This window comes from Mycetocola tolaasinivorans (assembly GCF_003667565.1).
Lineage (GTDB): Bacteria > Actinomycetota > Actinomycetes > Actinomycetales > Microbacteriaceae > Mycetocola > Mycetocola tolaasinivorans.
Window position 1 is genome coordinate 376,680 of sequence record NZ_RCUX01000002.1, and the last position, 25,735, is coordinate 402,414.

The window sequence follows — 25,735 nt, forward strand, 5'->3', positions numbered from 1 at the left end:
CCCGAGAACGCCCCGCGTTCCCCTCCCGAGTGAACGGACCACCCGAATGCCCCGCCGCCGCGCTCTCACCGTGCCCGAATCCGCATGAGCGCGCCGGAAATCTGGGGGCTGGTCCTCGCGATCCTGCACGTCGTGATCGGGTTTACCGCCGCGATCGTGATCTCGCTGCATCGAAAGCCCGCCACCGCGATCGCCTGGATCCTCACCATCATCTTCATCCCGTTCCTCGGGGCGATCGTGTTCTTCCTGATCGGGTTTGGCCGGCTGCCGCGACGTCGCCGCGAACAGCAGCGCGAGGTCAACCGACTGATGCTCGAGCGCTCGGGGATCGAGACCCACCGGGTGACGCCGGAGTCGCCCGCCTGGCTCACCTCGGCCGCGGTACTCAACCAGAACCTCGGGGCGCTGCCGATGGTGGGCGGCAACACCGCCGCGCTGATCGAGAACTACGTCGAATCGCTCGATCAGATGATCATCGATATCGACGCCGCCGAATCCTTCGTGCACGTCGAGTTCTACATCCTCGTGCGCGACCACACCACGGGGGCGTTCTTTGACGCGCTCGCCCGGGCCACCGCGCGCGGGGTGCGGGTGCGGGTGCTCTCGGATCACGTATCCGGATTCATGTTCCCCGGCCGCCGCGACACCCTGGCCGCCCTCGCCGAAATGGGGGCCGAGTGGCGCGCGATGCTGCCGCTGCGCCCGCACCGCGGTCAGTGGCAGCGGCCCGACCTGCGCAACCATCGCAAACTCGTGGTGATCGATGGCCGGGTCGGCTACACCGGTTCGCAAAACCTCATCGACGACACCTATCTGAAGCCGGGCAACGTGAAGCGCGGGCTGCACTGGATCGAACTGATGGTGCGCCTGGAGGGGCCGATCGTCGGCGAGCTGGACGCCGTGTTCGTGACCGACTGGCTGGGGGAGTCCGGTGAGATGCTGCCGCTGACCTCCGCCCCGGTTTCTGCCCGGCACCACGTGGCGACGCCCGTCTCCGCGCCGAGCGGAGTGCCCGCGACGGGTCTCGACGCCCAGGTGGTGCCGAGCGGCCCCAGCTTCGAAAATGACAATAACCTCAAGCTCTTCGTGCTGCTGATTCAGAGCGCGCGCTCCCGGATCAGCATCACGAGCCCCTACTTCGTGCCGGATGAATCCACCCTGCTCGCGATCGTGACCGCCGCCTCACGCGGGGTCGAGGTGGAGCTGTTTGTCTCCGAGGTCGCCGATCAGGTGCTCGTGTATCACGCGCAGCGCTCGTACTATGCGGCGCTCCTGGCGGCCGGGGTCTCGATCTACCTGTATCGCGCGCCCACGGTGCTGCATTCCAAGCACTTCTCGATTGATGACGAGGTGGCGGTGATCGGGTCCAGCAACATGGATATTCGCTCGTTCAGCCTCAACATGGAGGTCTCGGTGCTGGTGCGCGGACGCGAGTTCGTGGACCGGATGCGCCTGGTCGAGGACGCCTATCGCGCGCAGAGCGTGAAACTCGATGCCGAGGCCTGGCCGCGGCGTCCACTGCCACAGCGGGTGGGCGATGCCCTCGCCCGGCTCACCTCGGCGCTGCAGTAGCGCGCGAATGGTCGCCGGGGTGGGGCAATGATGGTCTGAGCCTACGCCCGATCCGCGATCGATAAATCCCCTTGTTCCGGGGGTATCCGGGCGTGCCCGATGGTCGTAACGTCGGGATCATCGGCGCGTATGCGTGTGACGCCGCCGCGCGCGAAAGGAACACCCCGTGGCCGAGACCACCACGAGTACCGCGACCACCGCCATCCGGGCCCCCTGGGCACCGCTGATCGTGGTGGTGCTCACCCAGGTGCAGGCCTCCTTTGCGGTCAACGCCCTGACGGTGTCTATGGCAGGCATTACCGAGGATCTGAAGACCCCGGCCACCTCCGTCGGTACGGCCATCACGGCCGGAACCTTCGCGATGGCCGCGTTCATCCTGCTCGGTGCCAAGGTGGGCGCGCGCTATGGTACCCGGAGGGTGTTCCAGATCGCCGTGGTGATCCACGGGCTCGCGATGCTCGGCGTCGCGCTCAGCCAGAACGCCGCGGTACTGTTCATCGCCCAGGCGTCCTCGGGTGCGGTGATCGCACTGATCGCCCCGGCCCTCACGGTGTTCATCGCCAGTAACTACACCGGGGATCAGCAGGCGAAGGCCATCGGTCTGCTCGCCGCGGCCATCCCCGCCGCCGGAGTGCTCGCACTGGTGATCGCCGGGTCGTTTGCGACGACCATCGGCTGGCGCTGGTCCTTCATCCTGGTCGTCGCCCTCGCGGTGGTCAACCTGGCGCTGAGCTTCACGCTCAAGAAGCTGCCGCCCCAGCCCGGCCTCACCATCGACTGGACCGGCGCCCTGATCGCCGCCGGATCGATCATCCTGCTGTCCTTCGGCTTCAGCGGCCTCGCCTCCTGGGGCGTCTGGAACGCCACCGAACAGGCGCCGTTTGACGTTCTCGGAATCTCCCCGGCTCCGCTACTCATCCTCGCCGGCCTGATCGGCGGCCAGCTCTTCTTCGCCTGGCTGCGCCGCCGCGGCCGCGAGGGCAAACCGCGCATCTTCGACCTGCGGGTGCTCGCCAGCGGCTCCGAGCGCGCGGTGGTCGCGTGTATGGCCACCATGCTGTTCGTGGGGACCGCCGCGAACTTCCTGATCCCGCTCTACATTCAGGTGGTGCAGGGCCGCACGAGCCTCGAAACCTCGTTCTCGATCATCCCCTATACCCTCTCAATCTTCCTCGCCTCGACCTTTATCGCATACCTGTACGGGCGCTTCAGCCCGCGGGTGCTCGCGATTGCCGGGTTCCTCGTGGTCGCCACCGCGCTGACCCTGCTGGCGTTCACCGTGCGCGGCGAATGGGGGCAGGCATTCGTGGTCATCGGCCTGATCCTGCTGGGTATCGGGCAGGGTTCGATCGTGGCCCTGGTCTTCAACACGCTGCTCTCCGCGGCCCCGCGCGAGCTCGCCGGAGACGTGGGTGCCTGGCGCGGGCTCGTGCACAATCTCGCCGGATCGGTGGGTATCGCGGTGGCGAGTGCGTTCGCGATCGCGACCCTGGCCTCGACCATTTCAACGGCCGCGACCGAGCATCCGGAAATCTCACCCGAGCTGATCTCCCGGGTCAACTTCGACAACACCAACTTCCTCACCAATGAGCAGGTGTACGCGGTGCTCGAACGCTCGGGTGCGACACCGGAGGAGGTCGTAGCCGCCAGCGAGGTCAATGCGGATGCCCGGTTGCGCGCACTCCAGATATCGTTACTAGGACTGGCCGCGATTTCGCTCCTCGCGGTGGTCCCGGCCGGTCGGATGCCCGGTTTCCGCCGGGGGAGCCTCCCGGAAAAGCTCGAACCGGACGACGATGACCCCATCAATGTCCCCATCGATCTCACCACCAAGGAGGCCTAACATGACCCGCACCCCGACCAAGCTGATCGCCGACTCGTTCACCCCGGTCCCGTCGCTGAGCCAGGAACCCGCGCTCAGCGTGACCGCCTCGCTGAGTGGCGAGGAGGAGGTCCTGGGCGTTCTGGTAGCCGCGGACTCCGCGCTTCCCGAGGGTCTGGATCTCGATCAGGAGGCACTGACGCTGCTCGGCTTCGACGGCTCCGCGGGGAGCACCGTGGTGCTCGCGGGCACGTCGAACCCCCTCTACGTACTGGTCGGCATCGGCCCGCTCGACGACCTGAACGACGCGGGGCTGCGCACCGCCGCCGCCGCGCTGGTGCGCGCCGTTCCGCACGCTTCGGCGCTGGCGATCAGCGCCACCTCGCTCGCCGAGGTGCGCCCGGAGAGCGCCGGTCAGGCGCTCGCTGAGGGGGCGATCCTCGGGCGCTACCGCTTCCGGGGTTTCACGGGTGATGCCGGGGATTCCCCGCTCGAGTCGTTCGTGATCGAGGTGCCCGGGGCAAACACCGGCACCCTCGCGGCGCTCGAGCGCGGCGTGGCCGAGGGGCTCATCACCGCCCGCGCGACCAATATTGCACGCGACGTGATCAACGTTCCGCCGGGCCACCTCACCCCGACGAACCTCGGCGAGGTGGCTCAGGAACTCGCCGCCCAGTTCGGATTCACTGTCGAAATCTTCGACGAGGCAGACCTCATCGCGCTCGGCTGCGGTGGCGTGCTCGGTGTGGGGGCGGGCAGCGTGGAGGAGTCCCGGATCATCCGGCTCGACTACGCCCCCGAGGCCCCGACCACCGCGCACCTGGGGCTCGTTGGTAAGGGCATCACCTACGATTCGGGTGGCATCAGCCTCAAGCCCTCGGATCCGATGCACCTGCTGATGAAGATGGACATGGGCGGTGCCGGAGCGGTGCTCGCAACCTTCACCGCGCTGCGCGACCTCGGAGTCACCGCCCGCGTGACCGGCTGGCTCGCCTGCGCGGAAAACATGCCCTCGGGTACCGCGTACAAGCTCGGCGACGTGCTGACCGCCCGCGGAGGCAAGACCGTCGAGGTGAAAAACACCGACGCCGAGGGTCGCCTGGTGATGATGGATGCCCTGGTGCTCGCGACCGAGGAGGGCGTGGACGCGATCGTTGATATCGCCACCCTGACCGGGGCGGCCCTGCGCACGTTTGGTTCGCTGATCGCCGCGCAGCTCGGCAACAACGAGGGTTTTTCGCGGGAGGTTGCCGATGCGGCCGCCCGCGCGGATGAGCGCATCTGGCCGCTTCCGCTCGAGCCCAGCTACCGCAAACAGCTCGACTCGGACGTGGCGGACATCTCAAACCTCGGTGGTCCCGATGCCGGGTCGATCACCGCGGCGCTGTTCCTGAACGAGTTTGTGGCGGGCACCCCGTGGGTGCACCTGGATATTGCGGGGACGATGCAGTCCGACGCGGATGACGGTTGGCGCTCGAAGGGCGCCACCGGGTTTGGCACCCGACTCCTCATCGAGACCGCACGTAATTTCCGTCCCCGGAGCTAACCGCTCCGGGGCTCACCACCCACACCGAAGGTAGTAATGGCTGCAACACTGATCATCCTGGCGCTCGCAATCATCGCGTTCATGTCGAACCGGGTGCCCTTGGGGGTGGTGGCGCTCGGGGTGAGTATCGCGCTGTGGGGCACCGGGATCCTGACCCTCGGGCAGGCGACCGCTGGCTTCGGCGACCCCACCGTGATCTTTATCGCCTCGCTGTTTGTGGTGAGTGAGGCGCTGGAATCCACCGGCGTCACCACCTGGGTGAGTGCCCAGGTGATCAGCCGTGCGGGCGAAAAACGGTCAACCCTGATCGTGGTGGTGGGGCTGCTCGGCGCGGCCGCGACGGCACTGATCAGTGTGAACGGTGCGGTGGCGGCCCTGGTGCCGGTGGTGGTTGTGGTGGCCATTCGGGCACGGCTAGCACCCTCGCAGATGCTCATCCCGCTGGCCTTCGCGGCGCATGCGGGCTCGCTGCTGGCGCTCACCGGTACCCCGGTCAACATCATCGTGAGCGAGTACGCGGCGGGGGCCGGTGCTCGCAGCTTCGGGTTCTTTGAGTTTGCGCTGGTGGGTATTCCGCTGCTGGTGGGCACCCTGCTGATCGTGGTGTTCTTTGGGAAGTTTCTGCTTCCCACCCGGCCGTTTCGGGCGCCGATGGGCGACCTGCGGGCGCACGCCGAAACCCTGCGCGCGCAGTATGACCTGGATGGCGCTTCCCGCCTGATCGGGGCGAAGAAGGGCATCTCCGAGGTGGTGGTGGCTCCGCGATCGGATCTCATCGGCACCCACGCCTACCCGGGCATGGTCACCGGGGAGGGCTCGCTCGTGATCCTGGCGATCCAGCGCGGCGGGGAGAACCTCACCGAGGAGCACACGGTCCTCATGGCCGGCGATACGCTGCTGCTGACCGGTAGCTGGTCGGATCTCACCCACGGGGTCTCCACTCCGGGCATGCTGGTGGTGGATGAACCGGACATCCTGCGGCGCGGGGTGCCGCTGGGTATCGGTGCCAAGCGCGCCATCTTTACCCTGCTGGCGATGATCGTTCTGCTCGCCACCGGCATCGTCCCGCCCGCGATCGCCGGTCTTGCGGCCGCCATCGCGCTGGTCGTGACCGGGGTGGTGACCCCGCCGCGGGCCTACCGCAGCATCTCCTGGACCACGATCGTGCTGATCGGCGGAATGATCCCGCTGTCCACCGCGGTGGTCCAGACCGGCACCGCGGACTTCCTGGCCAAGGGGCTGCTCGACATCGTCGGAAGCGGTTCCCCGCACCTGGCCCTGCTCGCGATCTGCGTGCTCACGATGATCCTCGGCCAGCTGATTTCGAACACCGCGACGGTGCTGATCGTGGCCCCGATTGCGCTCGTGGTGGCGGGGGATCTCGGGGTGTCGGTGCTGCCGTTCATGATGGCGCTGACGGTGGCCGGTGCCGCCGCCTTCCTGACCCCGGTCGCGACCCCGGCAAACACGATGGTGTTCGAACCGGGCGGTTATCGCTTCAGCGACTACTGGAAACTCGGCCTTCCGCTGCTGCTGTTCTTCCTGGCCATCGCGGTGTACTACGTGCCACTCATCTGGCCGTTCTAGCGCCCTCGCCCGGCGGGAACCGGCGCGGTGTTGCTAGCCTGGAATTCCGCGATCCATTGCTGAAAGGTGTTCCATGGCCAAGAAGACTCCGGCCCCGGCCGGTACCCCCGCGCTGCGTGCCCTCACGGAGGCCGGGATCGCGGTCACCGCACACGAGTACGATCATGATCCGGCGGAAAAGAACTTCGGATTGGAGGCCGCGGGCAAGCTCAACCTCGACCCCGATCGTGTCTTCAAAACGCTGGTGGCGAGCGTGGACGGCACCCTCACCGTGGCCGTGGTGCCCGTGTCCGGAATGCTCGATCTGAAGGCACTCGCGCACGCCGTGGGTGGCAAAAAGGCCGAGCTCGCCGACACCGGCCTGGCCGAGCGAAAGACCGGTTACATCGTGGGCGGAATCAGCCCGATCGGCCAGAAAACGCCGCTGCGCACGGTCATCGACGAGGAGGCCCAGCTCTACGACACCGTGTTCGTCTCGGGCGGCCGCCGCGGCCTCGACATCGAACTCGCCCCCGCGGATCTCGCGAGCGTCACCGACGCCACCTTCGCCCCGATCGCCAAGGAACGTTAGGGACCTGAGCAGCCCTGCGGGGTCTGAATACTGTGCGGACTGTCAGTAGCCAGAGGTGCGCTCCCCGAGTTCACTCGCCCCATCGAGGTTCAGTAGTCCGGCGATTACCGTCGCCTCCGCGTCCTGACGACCGCCGAGGTACTCAACAAACCCGGCAGACTGGCGTCGCTGCGTGGTTTGTGCCTGGGCATTCAGCTCGCTGCACCACGCCGGGTATACGCGGAATCCGCGCTTTCCCGGATGGCGGGGCGAGTGCAGAATACCCAGCTCGGTGAGCTGGTCGGTGTCCCAGATAAACGCACCGCGTCGGTGAGCGTCCTCGACAAACACGATCATCCCGGCGATCGTGGAATCCGCAAAAAACGGTTCGGTTTCTCCGGCGGCCCCGCGTCTCCAGGCCGAGACAAAACCGCCCGGTTTCGTGGGTGTCACCCGCGCGGTTCGAATCCGCCAGCCGGCCGCTCCGATCCGCAGAATCGCCGCACCATAGTCGGCGTTAGTGGCCTCCTCTTCGAGTACCGGGCGGGGCAATCCCGTGGCGAGCCAGCGCTCCTGCCACCACGGCGGTATACGGGAATCCATGGGGCCATTTTACGGCGTGGAACCCGGGCGTAAACCGGCGCAGAGTTGCCAAATAGGCACCTTTTTTCGCATACCCAGAATATAAATAACGAGCGCTTGACCAGGGGTTTAGTGCGGTATCTGAATAAGTGAATTATTGATCTATCAGCCATTTTGTTAGGCTGGGTCTCGTTGCGGGATCTCCCGGAGCGCCGGATAACAGATGCCAAAACCCCCGTGGGTGTTGTCAAAACCGCGCGCCTGAGGGGGATCGCCGCAGGTGATTCTCCCTCACCAAAACATGCCGAACTGAGGCCTGCGGGCCGGAAAGGATGTCGTGGTAGAACGCATTGCGATTATCGGAGCGGGACCGAGTGGAATGGCGCAGTTGCGCGCCTTTGAGGCTGCGCGCGAAGGCGGCGCCGAGATTCCCGAAATTGTCTGTTTTGAAAAGCAGAGCGACTGGGGCGGACAGTGGAATTACTCCTGGCGGACTGGGATCGATCAGCACGGCGAACCCGTGCACTCCAGCATGTACCGCAACCTGTGGTCAAACGGGCCGAAGGAGGCCCTGGAGTTCGCTGACTACTCATTTGATGAGCACTTTGGGAAGCCCATCTCGTCGTATCCGCCGCGGGCGGTGCTGTGGGACTACATTGCGGGCCGGGTCGAGGCCAGTGACGTGCGCCGCTTCGTCCGCTTCAACACCATCGTGCGCTGGACACGCGAAACCGAGGATGGCTTCACCGTGGCCTCGGAAAACCTCACCAGTGGTGACACCGTCACCGAACAGTTCGACCGGATTATCGTCGCCTCCGGTCACTTCTCCTTCCCCAACGTCCCCGACTTCGAGGGCCTGGAAAACTTCACCGGCGAGGTGATGCACGCCCACGACTTCCGCGGTGCCGAGCGCCTCGAGGGTAAGCGCGTACTCATGATCGGTGCCAGCTACTCGGCCGAGGACATCGGCATGCAGGCACACAAGATGGGTGCCGAGCTGGTGACGCTGAGCTACCGCTCGCACGCCATGGGCTTCGACTGGCCGGACGGTGTGGAGGAGCTTCCACTCGCCATCGGTTTTGACGGCAACCGGGTGACCTTCCGTGACGGTTCCGTACGCGAAGTCGATGCGGTGGTGCTGTGCACCGGATACCTGCACAAGTATCCGTTCCTGCCCGATTCGCTCGCGCTGTCCTCGCCAAACAACCTCTACCCCGACGGCCTCTACAAGGGCACCGTCTGGCAGCAGAACCCGCACCTGTTCTATGTCGGGGCGCAGGATCAGTGGTTTACCTTCAACATGTTCGACGCCCAGGCCTGGTTCGTCCGCGACGTGATCCTCGGCCGCATCGAACTGCCCGATGCCGAGGAACGCGCCGCGGATATTCGCCACTGGCTCGCCGAGTACGCGGCCCTGCCCGATCACGACTCCGAGGTGGTCTATCAGGCGAACTACATTCGTGACCTGATCGAGCGCACCGACTACCCGATGTTTGACCTCGACGAGGTCGTGCGGATCTTCCAGGCCTGGCAGCAGGACAAGCAGGTGGACATCGCGCGCTATCGGGACAAGACCTATCCGTCGGTGATGACCGGCACCATGGCCGCGGTGCACCACACCCCCTGGCTCGAGGAGATGGACGACTCGATCGAACGCTACCTCACCCCGGTGGGGCACCCCGCTAGCAGCAGCGAGCACCGGGATCCGCGTCCTGGCGCGCATAGTGCGCGCGCCAAAACTCTGCCGCGCTCGGGACTGGTCGGTCGGGATGGTGCAGCCGCTCGTGTGTGACAAACACCGCGTAGGCGTCCTCGCCCAGGACTGAACCGAGGAATCGGTACAGCCGCACGAGGGCGCGAAGCGGGCGGGGCATCAGTGCCCCGCCCGCTTCGGCCGGGCCTCCGCAGGCAGCGCATCGGTGTAGCGGGCCCACTCGCGTTCGAGGGCGCGCTCCGCCGCCGTCGGGAAGAGCCCGGCCGGAGCAAACCGGGCGGAGGGAACGATGGGATCCTCGGTGTTCGGCGAGGCCCCGCCCATGAGTGCACGTACCGTCGCGCCGATCGCGATGATGATCACGACCAGGGCGAGCACCACGAATACGATCGATAGGGTGCCCTGAACCGCGGTGTTGCGCACCACCGCCTCCATCGCGGCCACGTCTCGGGCCGCACCCAGGCTGGTTTGCCCCTCGGCCAGCGCCTGCCGGAACGTGGCGTGCTGAGCCCAGTAGCCGACACCCGGAACCGGTGAGAAGATCTTGTACGCCGAGGCCGTAACCGTGACGACGGTGGCCACGGTGAGCGGAAGCGCCACGATCCACAGCCACCGCCCCGGCCGGGTTCTCGCCGCGATGGTGAGGCAGATTGCGAGGGCGATCGCCGCCAGGAGCTGGTTGGCGATACCGAACAGCGGGAAGAACGTGTTGATGCCCCCGAGGGGATCCGAAACCCCGAGGATGAGGATCGCTCCCCAGGCCGCAACCATCACCCCGGTGCACAGCCACACCCCCGGTTTCCAGCCGTGATCGCGGAACCTCGGAAACACGTTGCCGAGGCCATCCTGCAGCATGAAGCGCGAAACCCGGGTACCGGCATCCACCGCGGTGAGGATGAAGAGTGCCTCAAACATGATCGCAAAGTGGTACCAGAAGGCCATCATTCCCGGGCCGCCGATCAGTGACTGCATGATCTGGGCGAGCCCCACCGCGAGGGTGGGGGCACCCCCGGTACGGGAGACGACCGAGCCCTCACCGACGTCCTTTGCCGTCTGTAGCAGCATGTCCGGGGTGAGGTTCACGCCGGTAAGCCCGAGCGAGTTGACGAACGCGACGGCCCCCTCGACTGTGCCGCCGGTGGCTCCCATCGAGGCGTTCATCGCGAAGTAGATGCCGCGATCGATCGAGATTGCCGCAACGAGGGCCATGATCGCGACGAACGACTCCATCAGCATGCCTCCGTAACCGATGACGCGGGTTTGGCGCTCCTTTTCGATCAGCTTCGGGGTCGTGCCCGAGGCGATCAGCGCGTGGAACCCCGAGAGCGCCCCGCAGGCGATCGTCACAAAGAGGAACGGGAACAGGCCTCCGGAGAACACCGGGCCGTCGGTCCGGCCGGCAAACTCGCTGAACTGCGGCACCGTAATCTCGGGCCGCACGATCACGATCGCGCCGGCGAGCATCACGATCACGCCGATCTTCATGAAGGTCGAGAGGTAGTCTCTCGGGGCGAGGAGGAGCCACACCGGCAGAATCGCGGCCACGAAGCCGTAGATGATGACCGCCCAGGCGAGCGTGCTGCGATCGAGGTGGAAGAGCGCCTGACCCCAGTCTGTCGCGGCCACCGCGCCTCCGCCGATGATGGCCGCGAGCAGCAGGATAAACCCGATCACCGACACCTCGGTGATCTTGCCCGGCCGCAGATAGCGCAGGTAGAGGCCCATGAACAGCGCGATCGGGATGGTCATCGCGACGCTGAACACACCCCAGGGGCTCTCGCCCAGAGCGTTGACCACCACGAGGGCGAGGATCGCGATGATGATGACCATGATCGCGAGCGTGGCCAGGAGCGCGGCGAGCCCGCCGATCCGGCCGAACTCATCCCGCGCCATCTGGCCGAGGGAGCGGCCGCCGCGCCGCGTGGAAAAGAACAGCACCAGGTAGTCCTGCACCGCGCCGGCCAGGAGCACGCCGACGATGATCCAGATGGTGCCCGGCATGTAGCCCATCTGGGCGGCGAGGATCGGGCCCACGAGCGGCCCGGCACCGGCGATCGCCGCGAAGTGGTGACCAAAGAGCACGCGGCGGTCGGTGGGCACGAAGTCCCGTCCGTCGGAGCGCACCTCGGCCGGGGTGGCCCGGGTGTCATCGGGTCGTACCAGGTAGCGCTCGATGACGGACGAGTAGAAGCGGTAGCCGATCAGGTACGTACACACCGCGGCAAACACGAACCAGATCGCGTTGACGCTCTCGCCGCGCACGATCGCGAGCATGCTCCAGGCGAATCCGCCGAGGAGCGCGATGGCCACCCAGAGCAGAATCTTCGCGGGGCCGGGGCGACGCCTGGCGGCAGAGCCGTCGACGGCCACGGGTGGCGGCGGAACAGCAGACTCCGTAGTCGTGACTGCGGCACTGGTCTCTGCGGTACCGGTCTCTGCGGTACTGATGGGGCGAGCGCTCTGGCCCGCCTGGTTCGCGTCGTTGCGATGCACGGTATTCCCCCGAATCTTGTGCGAGTGTGGCCGAATCTAGCACGGTGTCACCCATTTGGGGGGAGCGTTATGTATTGGGGGCTGCCCGCCGCAACGCCAAAAATGGCCGGTGGATCGGGGATTCACCGGCCATTTCGCGGATGCGGTTAGGCGCTCGCCGCGGGCTCGTGCAGCCCCACCACGCGGTTGCGGCCGGACAGCATGCCGAAGATCGCCTGCGCGACCACGACTCCGAGCAGCACCAGAAGCGGAACCTGCCAGTTTCCTGTGGCGTCGTGAATCAGGCCGATCACGATCGGGCCAAAGGCCGCGAAGAGGTAACCGATCGACTGTGCCATGCCGGACAGCGCCGCCGCCTGGCCGTGGTGCGAGGTGCGCAGACCGAACATGCTGAGCACGATCACGATCGAGGCACCACCGGCGGCACCCAGCAGCGCGGCCCAGAGCACCGCGAGGCTCGGGTTGAACAGCACACCGATGATCCCGGCGGCCGAGAACAGCGCGGCGCCCAGGGCCAGCAGACTCTGGCTGCGCGTGCGCTGCACGAGCGCGGCCGCGGTGATCGTGGCGAGCACGCCCACCAGCTGCAGCTCGGACTGATGGAACCCGGCGGTGGTCGGGTCGATGCCCGCGGAGCGTTCAATCGAGGGCAGCCAGGTGATGATCGAGTAGAACACGGTGGACTGCAGACCCATGTAGGCGGTGACCTGCCAGGCGAGCGCGCTCTTCCAGGGCGAGCGGTAGCGCTCGGGGTGCGGATCAAGTGCCGCGGCACGGTCGTGGTTGGGGAGCGTGCGCGAGCGCAGCTGCGGCCAGAATACCGCGAGGGCGATCAGCGCGAGCCCGGCCCAGATGCCGAGGGCCAGCCGCCAGCCGCTGCCATCCGATCCCGCGATCGGGACGGCGAGCCCCGAGGCGATGGCGGCCGCGGTGCCCTGAACGGCCGAGTACCAGCCGGTCACGCTACCGACGCGATCGGGGAAGTCACGCTTGATCAGCGAGGGCAACACCACGTTGATGATCGCGATCGCGATACCCAGCAGCACGGTACCGATCCAGAGCCCGGCGGACCACGGCAGCGACCGGATCACGATTGCGAGGGCGAGCAGCGCGAGGGAACCCCCGAGGGCGCGCTCCATGCCGAATCGGCGGGCGATGATGGGCGCGATGGGCGAGACCAGGGCGAAGGCGACGAGCGGGATGGAGATGAGGACGGAGGCCAGCGCCGCGGAGATGCCGTGGTCGTGCTGGATGAAGCCGAGAACCGGGCCCACCGGGGTGATTGCGGCGCGCAGGTTGGCACCGATGAGCAGAATGCCCACGAGGAGGAGCCCGCCGCGGGTGCGGCGTTCGGAGGTGAGGGGTGGTGAGGAGACGGTCATGCTGTCGCTTTCGATCAGGGGAGGGAAATCTCGGGGCGCACGGTGTCGTGCAGGGAGCGGGCGCACTCGATCAGGCGGGCGGCGATGCGTTCGGCGCGGGCGGGATCGTGGGCCACGATGGCATCCAGGAGGTCGTGATGGGAGTCGGGAGTGCGTTCGGCGAGGGCGCGGAACGCCTCGATATCGCCGGCCGCGGCGGGCAGGCTGTCGAGCTGGGCCGCGACCGCATCGAGGCTCGTGTAGAGCTCGGTGAGGAGGGCGTTTCCGGCCGACCGGACGATGATCTCGTGGAACCGCGCATCGTGCGCGATATACGCCTCGATGCTCGTCGCCGCATCGCGTTCGGCGAGGGCGCGGGCGAGCTCCGCGTGATCCGCCGCGGTGGCGTTTCGGGCGGCGCCGCGGGCGGTGTGGCGCTCGAAGAGGTCGCGCAGTTCGAACAGATCGTTGAGCCGATCGGGCTGGATTCGCCGGGTGATCTGAACCTGTAGCTCGCTGCGGGCGCGCACGTAGGTGCCATCCCCGGCCCGAGCTTCGAGCAGCCCCGCATGCGAGAGCGAGCGCAGGGCTTCGCGCACGCTGCCGCGGCCGACACCGTGGGTTTTCGCGAGCGTCATCTCGGTGGGGATCCGGGTGCCCGGGGTCCACTCGCCGGAGTCGATGCGGGCGCGAATGTCCGCGGCGATGCGCTGCGAGACGGTGTGTGGTCGCGGTGTCACGGGCGAGGTTGCCGCGGAATCCGGGCCGGAGGCGGCACCCTGCGGGTGCTCGGTAGCGGGGTTTTCGGGGGATGAAGTGGACACAGGACAAATGTAGGACATTTGATTGAGAATCACAATCACTATTTATTGGGTCTCTGGGGATGCAGCCAATTAACGGGTGGAACAGGCAACACTGAGGGGCAGGTTGTTGCAGTGTGGTCACCCGCGGGGGCGGAGTAACCGACAACCGGAACGGAAGCGTAATCACTCTCATGTGGGAAACCTCAGGCCGGCTTCTTCGGCTCCTTGCCCTACTCCAACAGCAGCGCGGGTGGTCGGCCGAGCAGCTCGCCGCACACCTCGCCGTCACCGGGCGTACCGTCCGGCGCGATGTCGCGCGGCTGCGCGAGGGCGGCTATCCGATCCAGTCCACCTACGGCACCGGCGGCGGGTACCGAATGGAGCCGGGCACCGCGCTGCCCCCGCTCCTGATCGATGCGGATGAGGCGGTGGCCGTGCGGCTCGCCCTTCAGGCGGCGCGGGTGCATCGCGATCACCGCGATGAACTCCTCGAAACCGTCAGCGACAAGATCGAGGCGGTCATGCCCGGCCGCCTGGACTCCACAATGGAGGCACTGTACCGTCACGCCGACTTCCTCGATATCTCCCGTTTCGCGGGCATGACGATTGATGCGCCGCCACCGCTGGTGCTCATCCGGCTCGCCCGCGCCTGCCGGGAGCGACGCCGGGTGGACGTCGAGTTCAGCGATTCGCTGGGTCGGGTGTCCATCCGCCGCATCGAACCGCTTCGGCTCGCCTATTCCCGCGGTGCCTGGCACGCGGTCGTCTACATGCTGGACACCGCGGAGTGGAGGGTGATTGGCCTCGATCGTTTCCGCCGAATCGCGGTCACCGCTGTCGCGAGCTTTCCGCGGCAGCAGCCCGCCACTGATCTCGATCGCTTTGTGCGGGAGCACACCACCGTCCGGGGGCTGCGCGACTACGTGATCTGGGTGGGGTTGGGGGAGGCCGCCGTGCGTCGCTGGGTGCTTCCCGCCTGGGGGCGGGTGGAGGCCGCGCAGGAGGGCGGCAGCATCGTCCGCATCACCGCGCCGGACACCCACGCGGTGGCGCGCTGGATCCTGCTACTCAACACCGAGGTGCGGGTGCGCGAACCCGCCGAGCTCCGCGAGGCCTTCGCCCTGCTCTCGAAGCGCGCCGGGCGAGCGTCCGGGCGCGAGAGCGACGATGATGTCGGTGCCGAGGCGCATCCCCGTGGGGACCCTAGCGGATGATCCGCGGCACCGCGCGTACCACGGCGGGCATCGCGGTGAGCTCAACGAGGGTCTGCGTCACGATGACGAGTGCGGCCCCGTGCAGCGGTTCGGGAAGTGCCAGCGCGAGCGGTAACACCACCAGGGAGTTTCGGGTCGCGCCGCTCATGGTCAGCGCCCGAGCGCCGGCAATATCGAGACGGAACACCCGGCCCACGAGCAGGCCCAGCGGCAGCATCAGGACGACGAAGACGATGTAGGTCGGGACGGCCGTCAGCACGGTGCCGATCGCCGAGCCGATCTGCGCGCTCTGCGCGGCCACCACGGTAAACAGCGTCGCCATCATGAGCGGCACCATCCATGCCGCCCCTGCCCGCGAAATACCGCGGGCGATACCGGAGCGTGAGTGGGTGGCCTGGGTGAGGGCGGCCACGATCAGCGGAATGACGATCAGGAATACCAGGGCCTCGACAAACGGGCCGGGTTCGACGGTGAGTTCGGTGCCGCCGACCATGAGCGGCAGATAGACGGGCAGCAGGATCCCCTGCACCAGGAGCAGCAGCGGTGCCGCAGCCAATAGCCGTTCGCGCGCGCCCCCGGCGATCCCCGTGAACGCGATCACGTAGTCGACGCAGGGTGCCAGCAGGACGAGTGCGACGCCGATGCGCACGCCGGCATCCACCGGCCCGGCCGCGAGCAGTAGCCCGGCGTCGGTGCGGGTGAGCATCCAGACCACCCCGGGAACCACCAGGAAGTTGAGTACCAGGATTGCCCCGACAAAGCGGACATCGCGCAGCGACGCACCCAGCTGGCCGAGCGGAACGGCGAGGAACGTCGCGCACATCAGGAGCGCAAGCACCGGGGTGAGGATCAGCTCGAGCGGTGCGGACACCGCGGGAACCGCCCAGCCCACGGCAAACCCGGCGAGTACCGCCGCGAGGCACAGCGGCAGTTGCCAGCGTTCGAGACGTTCGGGAAGGGTGCTCACGAAGCGGCGCGGCGGCTAGGGCTCGACGCGGTCGGGATGTGATCCGACGCGTCCGTCCTCGCGGCCGAGGGTGTCGATGTGCGCGATATCCGCGGGGCTCAGCTCAAAATCGTTGAGCGCAATGTTCTCGGCGATGCGCGCCGGGGTAACCGACTTGGGGATCACGATGCGCCCCTGCTGCAGGTGCCAGCGGAGAATCACCTGGGCGGGGCTCTTCCCCAGCCGCTCGGCGATCTCGATGATCTGCGGGTCGGCGAGGCCGTGCCCGCGGGCGAGCGGGCTCCATGCCTCGGTGGCGATGCCGTGAGCACGATGGAACTCGACGGACTCGTGCTGGGGAAGCGCCGGGTGCAGCTCGATCTGGTTGATCGCGGGCACGATCTCGGCAGAGTCGAGCAGCCGGGTCAGGTGTTCCGGGGTGAAGTTTGAGACGCCGATGGCGCGGGCGCGGCCGTCGGCATAGATGCGCTCGAGTGCGCGCCAGGTTTCGCGGTAGAGATCCTGCGCCGGGCAGGGCCAGTGAATGAGGAACAGGTCGATCTGGTCGATGCCGAGCAGTTCGAGACTGTGGTCGAACGCCCGCAGGGTGCGGTCATAGCCGTGCTCGGTGTTCCACACCTTGGAGGTGACAAAAACGTCGGAGCGCTCGAGCGACGATGCCGCGAGGGCCGCACCCACGCCGGCCTCGTTTCCGTAGAGCGCCGCGGTATCGATGCTGCGATAGCCCAGCTCCAGGGCGGTGCTCACGGCCTCGGTGGTTTCGGCATCGGGCACCTTGTACACCCCGAATCCCACCTGGGGAATGGCGACGCCGTTGTTCAGGATTACGTTGGGGGTGGTCATCTGAGCCTCCTGGTTCCGCGGATGAATCCAATCTACAGGGCCGTCTCGGCAACCGCCGAACGACAAACTATTGTGCGCAATGCTCTGGAAACTCTCGGCAATCGCTGACAGTCTGGTGTGACTCCAGAATCGAAAGGATGCACGATGTCCGTTTCTTCTTCCCGCCTGGCCGTGACCGGTTCCTCGGGTGCCCTGGGTGGTGCGGTGGCCGCCGCGCTCGCCGAAGCCGGATACGAGCAGCGGCTCGTCGTGCGCAGCCAGGGTCGTGCGCCGCGTCTACCGGGGACCACCGTCGTGACGGCCGCCTACGGTCATACCGCGCAGGCTCGAGACGCGCTTCGCGGAACGGACGTGCTGTTTATGGTGTCGGCGGCGGAGTCGGAGGATCGCGTGGCGGAGCACGTGGGGTTCATCGACGCGGCCGCGGAGGCCGGGGTGTCCCATATCGTGTACACGTCTTTTTTGGGTGCGGCCGAGGATGCCACGTTTACCCTGGCTCGGGATCACTGGGCGACCGAACAGCACCTGCGGGCCAGCGGCGTGAACTACACGATTCTGCGGGATTCCTTCTATCTGGACGCCCTGGTCGGGTTCGCCGATGAGTCCGGCGTGATTCAAGGACCGGCCGGTTCCGGCCGGGTGTCCGCGGTGGCGCGGGCGGATGTGGCGCGGGTGGCGACCCGGATCCTGACCGATCCCGGCGCGCATCGTGGCCGCACCTATGACCTGACCGGCCCGACCGCCCTGACCCTGGACGACGTTGCCGAGGCCGTGACGCGGCATACCGGTCGGCCCACTCGGTTTGAGGATCAGAGCATCGCCGAGGCCGAGGAGAGCCGCTCCCACTACGGGGTGCCGCGCTGGCAGCTGGATGCCTGGGTGTCGACCTATACGGCCATCGCGGCCGGGGAGATGGCGACGGTGTCGGATGCGGTGCTCCAGATCACGGGTGAACCCGCGACGGATATCGACTCGTTCCTGAGCGCCGGAGCCTAGCGCGGCCGAAGCCGGGCCATGGCCGAGGCCGAGTACGGCCGTGGCCCCGCGCAGCCGGGGCCGGGTGCGCTCGCCGATGTGCACGGCCGCGGCTGAGCACGGCCACGGCTGAGCGCGCCCGAGGTGGCCGTTCGATAGGCTGGGTGGTGGGTGCGCCGGGCATCCACAACGATGCCTGCTAAGGGGATGTCATGGGAACTATCGGCCTGATCTTGGGTATTGCGATCGTTGCGGTGGTGCTGGTGCTGTTTCTGCGTCGCTCCCGCTCGGTGTTTGCCGAGCGTGGCACCGAGGGTACCGTGACCGAGCGTGGCGGTGTGGCCGATGCCAACCGCTTTGACATCGTGCAGATTCCCGCCGATGAGGCGGGTGCCCGTGAGTACATTCTGCGGGACGATAAGACCGGCGCACGCATTCAGGTGATGACGGTGTTTACCCGTGCCCGCGTGGTGCAGGTGGTTATCCCGAAGAAGCACCTGGGGCAGGGCGTGGAGTTTGAGCTGTTTCAGGCCGTGGCCGCGAACCTCCCCGATGTGGAGAACTGGACCTGGCCGCAGATGACCGTCGAGGGCCGCGACGCCCTGGCGCGATACGTGCGGGAAAACCCCGGAGTGGTCTTCTACGACTCGAACGGCCTGCAGATCCGCTAGCCGCGCGGCTGCCCCGGCGGCTACTCGGCGGTACCCACCGGCCCCAGGAGGCTGGCGGCCACGGTGGCGTGCACCGATTCGGCATCCGACGGGTGAAATACCCCGGCGAGGACGTCTCGGTAGAGCCGGGAGAGCTCGTTCGAGCTGAAGTAGCTGGAGCCGCCGGACACCCGGATGGCGTGATCAACCACGCGGCGGGCCTGCTCGGTGGCGCGGTGCTTGACCCCGGAGAGCAGCGCGAACCAGCGGGCACCGTGGGCCGCATCGGCGTCGACGTCGTGAGCCAGCGAGGCGAGCTGCGGCAGGATGGCGTCGATCAGCAGCCCGGCGTCGGCGATCTGCCAGCGGATGTCGGGATCATCGGCGTAGGGCCGCCCCGTCTTCTTCGAACGGCGGGTGGTGACCGTGGCAATGGCGAGTTCGAGCGCGCGCTCGGCGATACCGGTGTACACCGAGGCCAGCAGGATTTCAAAGGCCGAGAAGATGCCGAAGATGAGGGGATCCGCGCCGGGGCCAACATCGAGCCGCCGCACCACGCGCTCGGCGGGCGCATGCGCGCCGTGCAGCTCGGTGGTACGGGACTGGCTCGCGCGCATGCCGAGGGTGTCCCAATCGTCGCGATGTACCACGTGCTCGTCTCGCGGAACGAACCCGAACACGATCTTGGGGGCATCGGGTGAGGTGGAGTCGCGGCCCATGGTGCCAAGCTGCGTCCACGCGGGGGAGAGCGAGGTGAAGATCTTGGTGCCGGTGAAGCGGTAGCCGCCGTGGCCGTCTGGTTCGGCGACGGTATCGGAGTCGAACAGCACGAGATCGTTCCCCGCCTCGCTCACCCCGAATGCGAAGACCTCGCCCGCCACGGCCCCGTGCAGGACGAAGTCGAGACTGGCGTCTCCTCGTTCGTGCAGATATCGTGCGACCGACACCCACACCTGGTGCATGTTGATGGCCAGCGCGGTGGCCGGGGCCGCCCCGGCCAGGAGCCGCTGGGCGCGGCTGAGATCGGTCAGGAGGAAACCCCCACCGCCCAGCTCGGCCGGCACCCCGGCACGCAGATAGCCCGCGGCACGCAGATCGTTGAGGTCGGCGTCGAAGAAGGCGTTGTCTCGATCGTTCTGTTCGGCGCGTGCGTGAATTGCCGCGAGGAGGTCTGCCGACAGGACGGATTCGGGGGTGGCTGCGGGCTGGGATGCGTGCGTGTGAGGTGCCATGAGGCTAGATTACGCCCGCGTCCGCCCAGGCGAAACCGCCCGGGCAGATTGTGGAAAGAAGACTAGCTGTGAAGCGCTGTGAGCAACTCGGCAAACTCGGTGAACGCGCGCTCGCTCGCGAGACGCGCGGGCTCCAGGGCATCCACCATGACGAGGAAGCCGTGCGGCAGCCCGGGCTCGGTGCGCACGCTCACCAGCGTGCCGGCGGCCTGTAACCGGTGGGCAAACGCGATCGCCTCATCGTGCAGTGGGTCGAGCTCGGCGGCCACGAGCAGGGTGGGCGGGAAGCCGCTCACCGGACCGGAGATCGGTGAGACGCTCGCGGCACTGCGGTCGATACCGGCCGGCACCCACTGCTCGATGTACCAGTCGAGATCCGCCGCATCCAGGCCGTGCCCGGTGCCGTAGGTCTCGACGCTGGGGAACGAGAGGCTCATATCGGTCATCGGGTAGCCGAGCAGGAGCGCATGGACGCGCTCACCGCGGGCGTGCAGACGCGCGGTCGCGAGCAGCGCGATCGCACCGCCGGCGCTGTCTCCGGCGAGGGCCACCCGAGCGGAGGTCAGGTGCGCCCACTCAACGGCGGCGATCGCGTCATCCACCGCGGCCGGGGCGGGGTGCTCGGGGGCGCGGCGGTAGTCCACCGCGACGACCGGGGTACCGGTGGCCGCGGCGAGGCGACGGCACAGGGCGTCGTGGGAGGCGAGGTCGCCCACCACGAAGCCGCCGCCGTGCAGGTAGACAATCGTGGTTTCGGTGTCCGCATCCGCGGGCTCGTAGCGGCGCACCCGGACATCCTCGCCCACGGTCGTCTCGAGTATCGCGGCCATGGCCGGGCCGGGAAGGCGGGCGGCGGCGCGATCGGCTCCGCGTCCGCGCACGCGGGCCGCACCGAGCTCACGGCAGCCGGGGCCGGTGTCCTGGCGAACCGCGTCGAGCCAGGCTCGCATGTCGGGGTGCAGGGGAGTGGGTGTTTCCGGGGCCGTGCTCATGAGCGCAGATTATCACGCGGTGACGGGGCGCGGCACGGACACGGTCAACACCGTCGCTGCGCAGATTCTCATCGGGCGGATCGGGGCAAAACGCGACGGCCCCGATCGCCAAGGATCGGGGCCGTCGCGGTGCGTACGAGCCGGTGTAATGCGCGCGATACGCGGCACTGCGCGCAAGCGGGTGGGGGCCCGCTAGGACGGAATCCGAATGGGTTCGGTATCCGGCATCGGGCCGACCTCGCGCCCGCGAAGATCCGGATGCCAACGCTTACCCAGGAGCGGCACGATGGTACCCAGCAGGAGGAACGCCCCGGCTACCCAGAACGCGCCCTGAGAACCATTGTGATCGATGAGGAATCCGGCGGCGGCCGAACCCAGGGCCGAACCGATCAGCTGCCCGGTACCCACCCAGCCGTAGGCCTCGGCGGTGTCGGAGAACTTCACGCTCGACGAGACGATGGCAAACAGCACCGCAAGCGCGGGGGCGATTCCCATACCGGCGATCAGGAGGGTGATGGCGAGGCCCCAGAAATTGAGGAAGAACATCGCCAGCGCCGTTCCGACAAACACCACGGCCATGCGGCGGCCCAGGGCCCAGGGGCCGATGGGAATCCCGCCGGAGGACAGGCCACCAACCAGGCTACCGATGGAGAAGATTGCGAGGATGAGTCCGGCCTCAATTCCGTCGTGCCCGAAGGTTGCGACGACGCCGGCTTCAACCGCCGCGACACCACCGATCAGCAGGAAGCCCACGACGGTGGCGAGCATGACCGGCGGGCGGCGCAGCACAACGCCAAACTTACGCTTGCTGCGCGGGATGCGCACGCGCCCCACCTCGGGCAGCACGATGAACCAGATGCCGCCGCCCACGAGCAGCGTCATGGCGAAGAGGATGCCCCACTGGGTGCCGATCTGGGTGGCGATGAAGGTCGTGATGACCGGGCCGAGCACCCAGATGATCTCCTGGGCCGAGGCGTCGAGGGAGAACAGCGGGGTGAGCTGCTTCGAGTTCACCATCTTGGGGTAGATGGTGCGTACCGCGGGCTGTACCGGGGGAGTGCTGAGGCCGCAGATGATCGCGAGGATCACGTAGACGCCGAGGTTCGCATGCACCAGCGCGATCGATGTACCGGCGATCGTGCACACGGTGGTGGTGAGGATCAGGACGGGGCGGATACCCCAGACACCCATCCAACGGCTGGTGAGGGGGCCGGCGACCGCCTGACCGATACTTGTGGCGGCTAGAACCAGGCCCGCCTTGCCGTAGGACCCCGTGACCTGTTCAACGTGTAGGAGAAAGGCCAGGGAGAGCATTCCAAAGGGAAAGCGCGCCACGAGCTGGGCGGTGATGATTCGACCGACTCCCGGGGTCGCCAGGAGGTTCGAATATGCACTCATAGGTTAATAGTAAGCGCCCGCGTGCCGGGGTGCCCGGGACGGGCCGAGACGTGTGCGACGGAGGTCTCTCAGACACGCCGCGATCGAGACTTTGGGGCAAAAATGATGTCGGTGGTGGCGGGTAGTGTCTGCCCTGTGGAAGACACGCCGGTCGGGGCGCTAATTGCCCCCAATCCATGGGGTAGCAGAGCTCCCCAAACTGTGGAGAACCCCGTGGATGGGCGGTGGATAACTCCCAAAAACGGTGGAGAACCCCGTGGATAACTACATCGGTGCAACTACTACCTGTGGGGGTACGAGACATCTCGGGCAACTAGATGTAGTATTGAAGACGGGGCACAGAGTTGCCGCACACTTCAATAAATCATCTGATTTACCTCAGATAAATCATCAGATAGGGGAACAGCGAAGATGACGATTACCGTTTACACGAAGCCGTCCTGCGTCCAGTGCACGGCGACCTACCGGGCGCTCGACAGCAAGGGTCTCGAGTACAAGGTTCTTGACGTTTCTGCCGATGAAAACGCTCTCGAAGCTGTCAAGGCTCTGGGTTACCTGCAGGCCCCCGTGGTCATCGCAGATGACGAGCACTGGTCGGGTTTCCGCCCCGACAAAATCGAGGAACTGGCCGCTCGACTGGCCTAGGTTCGTCCTGGCCCGCTCAGCCCAACGGGCAGCATGACATTCTGATCATGATGCAGACGGGCAGCCGGTGCCATTTCGACCCCGCGACGCCGCGTCGTCGCCACCACACAACCATCGTTCAGGCCCGCGTTGAGCCTCGTCTGTGAGGTGTGTGGTGCCCTTCCCGGGTGATCGCTTCTCCGCAGCAGTAGCTGTAGCAGAAACCGAATCAGCCCGCGTGTTTTATCGCGACCGACCTTACCAGGGGGTGTCGCAGTAGGGCACGGCACCACCCGCCACCGTCTCCGCGGTGCACACCACTTGGAGGGATCCAGATGGGTAACAACCTCGTCTACTTCTCCAGCATCTCCGGCAACACCCACCGCTTCATCGAGAAGCTGGGCATGCCGGCCTCCCGGATTCCGCTCTATGCGCGGGATCCCGCACTCCAGGTCACCGAACCCTACGTTCTTGTTCTGCCCACTTATGGCGGCGGAATACTCGGGGGAGCGGTACCGAAGCAGGTGATCCGTTTCCTCAACGACGTGGAAAACAGATCCCTGATCCGTGGCGTCATTGCCGCGGGCAACACCAATTTTGGTGAGGCGTACTGCCTCGCCGGGTCCATCATCGCGCAGAAGCTCGATGTCCCGATGATGTACCGATTTGAACTATTTGGCACTCCGGACGACGTACAGGTTGTCCACGATGGATTGGAAGAATTTTGGGACCGTCACTGACCGAGTCACCGGTAGCGCAGGGCATGGACTACCACTCGCTGAACGCGATGCTCAACCTCTACGACGCGGATGGCAACATCCAGTTCGAAAAGGATCGCGAAGCAGCCCGTGAGTTCTTCCTGCAGCACGTGAACCAGAACACGGTGTTTTTCCACTCGCTCAAGGAGCGTCTGGACTACCTCGTGGAGAAGGAATACTACGACCCCGCGGTCATCGAGAAGTACTCCTTTGAGTTCATCACCGGTCTGAACGACCTCGCCTACTCGAAGAAGTTCCGCTTCTCGACCTTCCTGGGCGCGTTCAAGTACTACACCTCCTACACGCTGAAGACCTTCGATGGAAAGCGCTACCTGGAGCGTTTCGAAGACCGCGTCGTGATGACCGCACTGGGCCTGGCCGATGGCGATGAAGCCCTCGCGACCAACCTGGTTGAGGAGATCATCGCCGGTCGCTTCCAGCCCGCGACCCCCACCTTCCTGAACTCCGGTAAGGCACAGCGCGGCGAGCTCGTCTCCTGCTTCCTGCTGCGGATCGAAGACAACATGGAGTCGATCTCGCGCGGCATCAACTCCTCGCTGCAGCTCTCCAAGCGTGGCGGTGGCGTGGCCCTGTCCCTCTCGAACATTCGTGAGGCCGGCGCCCCGATCAAGCAGATCCAGAACCAGTCCTCGGGCATCATCCCCGTGATGAAGCTGCTCGAAGACTCCTTCTCCTACGCCAACCAGCTCGGTGCGCGTCAGGGTGCCGGCGCCGTGTACCTCAGCGCCCACCACCCGGACATCATGTCCTTCCTCGACACCAAGCGTGAGAACGCCGACGAGAAGATCCGCATCAAGACCCTCTCGCTGGGTGTTGTGGTTCCGGACATCACCTTCGAGCTCGCGAAGAAGGGTGAGGACATGTACCTGTTCTCCCCGTATGACGTTGAGCGCGTGTATGGCATCCCCTTCGGTGACATCTCCATCTCGGAGAAGTACCACGAGATGGTGGACGACTCCCGCATCAAGAAGACCAAGATCAACGCGCGTGAGTTCTTCCAGACCATTGCCGAGATCCAGTTCGAGTCGGGCTACCCGTACATCGTGTTTGAAGACACGGTGAACCGCGAGAACCCCATCGCCGGTCGCATCAACATGTCGAACCTGTGCTCGGAGATCCTGCAGGTCAACACCCCGACCACCTACAACGACGACCTGTCGTACAAGGAAATCGGTAAGGACATCTCCTGCAACCTCGGTTCGCTGAACATCGCCCTGGCGATGGACTCGCCGAACTTCGGCCTGACCATCGAGACCGCCATTCGCGGCCTGACCTCGGTGTCCGACCAGAGCCACATCTCCTCGGTGCGTTCGATCGAAGACGGCAACGACAAGTCGCACGCCATCGGCCTCGGCCAGATGAACCTGCACGGATACCTCGCTCGTGAGCGCGTGTTCTACGGCAGCGAAGAGGGCATCGACTTCACCAACATCTACTTCTACACGGTGCTGTTCCACGCGCTGCGTGCCTCCAACAAGATCGCCATCGAGCGTGGCGTGACCTTCGAGGGCTTCGAGAACTCCACCTACGCATCGGGTGCGTTCTTCGAGAAGTACCTGACCCAGGAGTGGCTGCCCGAGACCGAGCGTGTGCGCGAGCTGTTCGCGAACTCCTCGGTGGAGATCCCGACCCAGGCCGAGTGGGCCGAGCTCAAGGACTCCGTCATGAAGCACGGTATCTACAACCAGAACCTGCAGGCCGTGCCGCCGACCGGTTCGATCTCCTACATCAACAACTCGACCTCGTCGATCCACCCGATCGCCTCGAAGATCGAGATCCGCAAGGAGGGCAAGCTCGGTCGCGTGTACTACCCCGCGCCGTTCATGACCAACGACAACCTGGACTACTACCAGGACGCGTATGAGATCGGTGCCGAGAAGATCATCGACACCTACGCCGCCGCTACCCAGCACGTGGACCAGGGCCTGTCGCTGACGCTGTTCTTCAAGGACACCGCCACCACCCGCGACATCAACAAGGCTCAGATCTACGCATGGCGCAAGGGCATCAAGACGATCTACTACATCCGTC

At 66.3% G+C, this 25,735-nt stretch carries 21 protein-coding genes and 1 pseudogene; 12 read left to right on the plus strand and 10 right to left on the minus strand.

Annotated elements, in window-relative coordinates:
- Positions 1 to 84: 84 nt before the first annotated feature.
- The 5 genes from cls to ybaK all read left to right on the plus strand — a co-directional run bounded on the left by cls (position 85) and on the right by ybaK (position 7,098).
- Positions 85 to 1,572 carry a cardiolipin synthase gene (cls, locus tag D9V32_RS03580; protein ID WP_121647516.1) on the plus strand — a complete coding sequence of 496 codons (1,488 nt, stop codon included), beginning with the start codon at positions 85 to 87 and terminating at the stop codon, positions 1,570 to 1,572.
- Positions 1,573 to 1,738: 166 nt separating this feature from the next.
- On the plus strand, positions 1,739 to 3,415 hold the full coding sequence (locus D9V32_RS03585) for an MFS transporter (RefSeq protein ID WP_121647517.1): 1,677 nt from the start codon (positions 1,739 to 1,741) through the stop codon (positions 3,413 to 3,415).
- A 1-nt stretch (position 3,416) separates the two neighbouring features.
- Positions 3,417 to 4,940: a leucyl aminopeptidase gene (locus D9V32_RS03590; protein WP_121647518.1), complete on the plus strand. Its 1,524-nt coding sequence runs from the start codon at positions 3,417 to 3,419 to the stop codon at positions 4,938 to 4,940.
- A 36-nt stretch (positions 4,941 to 4,976) separates the two neighbouring features.
- Positions 4,977 to 6,527: an SLC13 family permease gene (locus D9V32_RS03595; protein WP_121647519.1), complete on the plus strand. Its 1,551-nt coding sequence runs from the start codon at positions 4,977 to 4,979 to the stop codon at positions 6,525 to 6,527.
- Between the two features lie 73 nt (positions 6,528 to 6,600).
- Positions 6,601 to 7,098: a Cys-tRNA(Pro) deacylase gene (gene ybaK, locus D9V32_RS03600; RefSeq protein WP_121647520.1), complete on the plus strand. Its 498-nt coding sequence runs from the start codon at positions 6,601 to 6,603 to the stop codon at positions 7,096 to 7,098.
- Positions 7,099 to 7,140: 42 nt separating this feature from the next.
- Here the strand turns inward: ybaK and D9V32_RS03605 are convergent, their stop codons facing one another.
- On the minus strand, positions 7,141 to 7,680 hold the full coding sequence (locus D9V32_RS03605; protein WP_121647521.1) for a MepB family protein: 540 nt from the start codon (positions 7,678 to 7,680) through the stop codon (positions 7,141 to 7,143).
- Between the two features lie 316 nt (positions 7,681 to 7,996).
- Between D9V32_RS03605 and D9V32_RS03610 the strand changes: the two genes are divergently transcribed.
- Positions 7,997 to 9,451, plus strand: coding sequence for an NAD(P)-binding domain-containing protein (locus D9V32_RS03610; RefSeq protein ID WP_121647522.1), 1,455 nt, complete (start codon positions 7,997 to 7,999; stop codon positions 9,449 to 9,451).
- Here D9V32_RS03610 and D9V32_RS16430 read toward each other — a convergent pair.
- From D9V32_RS16430 to D9V32_RS03630, 4 genes and pseudogenes are all read right to left on the minus strand, one after another.
- Positions 9,405 to 9,533 (minus strand): annotated as a pseudogene (locus tag D9V32_RS16430) (CstA-like transporter-associated (seleno)protein); the annotation flags it as partial. The gene D9V32_RS03610 and the pseudogene D9V32_RS16430 overlap by 47 nt on opposite strands.
- Positions 9,533 to 11,743, minus strand: coding sequence for a carbon starvation CstA family protein (locus tag D9V32_RS03620; RefSeq protein ID WP_245982027.1), 2,211 nt, complete (start codon positions 11,741 to 11,743; stop codon positions 9,533 to 9,535). The pseudogene D9V32_RS16430 and the gene D9V32_RS03620, both read right to left, overlap by 1 nt.
- A gap of 269 nt (positions 11,744 to 12,012) precedes the next feature.
- Positions 12,013 to 13,248 carry a CynX/NimT family MFS transporter gene (locus tag D9V32_RS03625; protein WP_121647524.1) on the minus strand — a complete coding sequence of 412 codons (1,236 nt, stop codon included), beginning with the start codon at positions 13,246 to 13,248 and terminating at the stop codon, positions 12,013 to 12,015.
- A 14-nt stretch (positions 13,249 to 13,262) separates the two neighbouring features.
- Positions 13,263 to 14,051, minus strand: coding sequence for a FadR/GntR family transcriptional regulator (locus D9V32_RS03630; protein ID WP_183086164.1), 789 nt, complete (start codon positions 14,049 to 14,051; stop codon positions 13,263 to 13,265).
- A gap of 170 nt (positions 14,052 to 14,221) precedes the next feature.
- Here D9V32_RS03630 and D9V32_RS03635 point away from each other — a divergent pair, with 170 nt between their 5' ends.
- Positions 14,222 to 15,244: a helix-turn-helix transcriptional regulator gene (locus D9V32_RS03635; protein WP_121647526.1), complete on the plus strand. Its 1,023-nt coding sequence runs from the start codon at positions 14,222 to 14,224 to the stop codon at positions 15,242 to 15,244.
- On the opposite strand, the gene D9V32_RS03640 is transcribed toward D9V32_RS03635, so the two are convergent.
- Positions 15,234 to 16,211 (minus strand): arsenic resistance protein, encoded by a 978-nt coding sequence (locus D9V32_RS03640; protein ID WP_121647527.1) that lies wholly within the window; start codon positions 16,209 to 16,211, stop codon positions 15,234 to 15,236. The two genes, D9V32_RS03635 and D9V32_RS03640, sit on opposite strands and share 11 nt — an antisense overlap.
- A 15-nt stretch (positions 16,212 to 16,226) precedes the next feature.
- Positions 16,227 to 17,054, minus strand: coding sequence for an aldo/keto reductase (locus D9V32_RS03645; RefSeq protein ID WP_121647528.1), 828 nt, complete (start codon positions 17,052 to 17,054; stop codon positions 16,227 to 16,229).
- 144 nt (positions 17,055 to 17,198) lie between these two features.
- Between D9V32_RS03645 and D9V32_RS03650 the strand changes: the two genes are divergently transcribed.
- Both D9V32_RS03650 and D9V32_RS03655 read left to right on the plus strand, forming a co-directional pair.
- Positions 17,199 to 18,050 carry an SDR family oxidoreductase gene (locus tag D9V32_RS03650; RefSeq protein ID WP_121647529.1) on the plus strand — a complete coding sequence of 284 codons (852 nt, stop codon included), beginning with the start codon at positions 17,199 to 17,201 and terminating at the stop codon, positions 18,048 to 18,050.
- 191 nt (positions 18,051 to 18,241) lie between these two features.
- A complete protein-coding gene (locus D9V32_RS03655; RefSeq protein WP_121647530.1) occupies positions 18,242 to 18,700 on the plus strand; it encodes a hypothetical protein in 459 nt (152 codons plus the stop codon).
- Positions 18,701 to 18,720: 20 nt separating this feature from the next.
- On the opposite strand, the gene D9V32_RS03660 is transcribed toward D9V32_RS03655, so the two are convergent.
- The 3 genes from D9V32_RS03660 to D9V32_RS03670 form a co-directional block, all read right to left on the minus strand.
- On the minus strand, positions 18,721 to 19,911 hold the full coding sequence (locus D9V32_RS03660; RefSeq protein ID WP_121647531.1) for an acyl-CoA dehydrogenase family protein: 1,191 nt from the start codon (positions 19,909 to 19,911) through the stop codon (positions 18,721 to 18,723).
- A 62-nt stretch (positions 19,912 to 19,973) separates the two neighbouring features.
- The gene (locus tag D9V32_RS03665; protein ID WP_121647532.1) at positions 19,974 to 20,903 is read right to left on the minus strand and encodes an alpha/beta hydrolase; all 930 of its coding nucleotides are present in this window, start codon (positions 20,901 to 20,903) and stop codon (positions 19,974 to 19,976) included.
- 192 nt (positions 20,904 to 21,095) lie between these two features.
- Positions 21,096 to 22,301 carry an MFS transporter gene (locus tag D9V32_RS03670; RefSeq protein WP_121647533.1) on the minus strand — a complete coding sequence of 402 codons (1,206 nt, stop codon included), beginning with the start codon at positions 22,299 to 22,301 and terminating at the stop codon, positions 21,096 to 21,098.
- Positions 22,302 to 22,712: 411 nt separating this feature from the next.
- Here D9V32_RS03670 and nrdH point away from each other — a divergent pair, with 411 nt between their 5' ends.
- The 3 genes from nrdH to nrdE all read left to right on the plus strand — a co-directional run.
- Positions 22,713 to 22,946, plus strand: coding sequence for a glutaredoxin-like protein NrdH (gene nrdH / locus D9V32_RS03675; protein WP_121647534.1), 234 nt, complete (start codon positions 22,713 to 22,715; stop codon positions 22,944 to 22,946).
- 314 nt (positions 22,947 to 23,260) lie between these two features.
- On the plus strand, positions 23,261 to 23,665 hold the full coding sequence (gene nrdI, locus D9V32_RS03680) for a class Ib ribonucleoside-diphosphate reductase assembly flavoprotein NrdI (RefSeq protein ID WP_121647535.1): 405 nt from the start codon (positions 23,261 to 23,263) through the stop codon (positions 23,663 to 23,665).
- A 23-nt stretch (positions 23,666 to 23,688) separates the two neighbouring features.
- A partial coding sequence (nrdE, locus tag D9V32_RS03685) for a class 1b ribonucleoside-diphosphate reductase subunit alpha (protein ID WP_121647536.1) occupies positions 23,689 to 25,735 on the plus strand: 2,047 nt, incomplete at its 3' end.

Coding starts and splice junctions, on each gene's coding strand:
- cls (WP_121647516.1), top strand. CDS start 85: ATGAGCGCGCCGGAAATCTGGGGGCTGGTCCTCGCGATCCTGCACGTC.
- D9V32_RS03590 (WP_121647518.1), top strand. CDS start 3,417: ATGACCCGCACCCCGACCAAGCTGATCGCCGACTCGTTCACCCCGGTC.
- D9V32_RS03595 (WP_121647519.1), top strand. CDS start 4,977: ATGGCTGCAACACTGATCATCCTGGCGCTCGCAATCATCGCGTTCATG.
- ybaK (WP_121647520.1), top strand. CDS start 6,601: ATGGCCAAGAAGACTCCGGCCCCGGCCGGTACCCCCGCGCTGCGTGCC.
- D9V32_RS03605 (WP_121647521.1), bottom strand. CDS start 7,680: ATGGATTCCCGTATACCGCCGTGGTGGCAGGAGCGCTGGCTCGCCACG.
- D9V32_RS03625 (WP_121647524.1), bottom strand. CDS start 13,248: ATGACCGTCTCCTCACCACCCCTCACCTCCGAACGCCGCACCCGCGGC.
- D9V32_RS03635 (WP_121647526.1), top strand. CDS start 14,222: ATGTGGGAAACCTCAGGCCGGCTTCTTCGGCTCCTTGCCCTACTCCAA.
- D9V32_RS03645 (WP_121647528.1), bottom strand. CDS start 17,054: ATGACCACCCCCAACGTAATCCTGAACAACGGCGTCGCCATTCCCCAG.
- D9V32_RS03650 (WP_121647529.1), top strand. CDS start 17,199: ATGTCCGTTTCTTCTTCCCGCCTGGCCGTGACCGGTTCCTCGGGTGCC.
- D9V32_RS03655 (WP_121647530.1), top strand. CDS start 18,242: ATGGGAACTATCGGCCTGATCTTGGGTATTGCGATCGTTGCGGTGGTG.
- D9V32_RS03660 (WP_121647531.1), bottom strand. CDS start 19,911: ATGGCACCTCACACGCACGCATCCCAGCCCGCAGCCACCCCCGAATCC.
- D9V32_RS03665 (WP_121647532.1), bottom strand. CDS start 20,903: ATGAGCACGGCCCCGGAAACACCCACTCCCCTGCACCCCGACATGCGA.
- D9V32_RS03670 (WP_121647533.1), bottom strand. CDS start 22,301: ATGAGTGCATATTCGAACCTCCTGGCGACCCCGGGAGTCGGTCGAATC.
- nrdH (WP_121647534.1), top strand. CDS start 22,713: ATGACGATTACCGTTTACACGAAGCCGTCCTGCGTCCAGTGCACGGCG.
- nrdI (WP_121647535.1), top strand. CDS start 23,261: ATGGGTAACAACCTCGTCTACTTCTCCAGCATCTCCGGCAACACCCAC.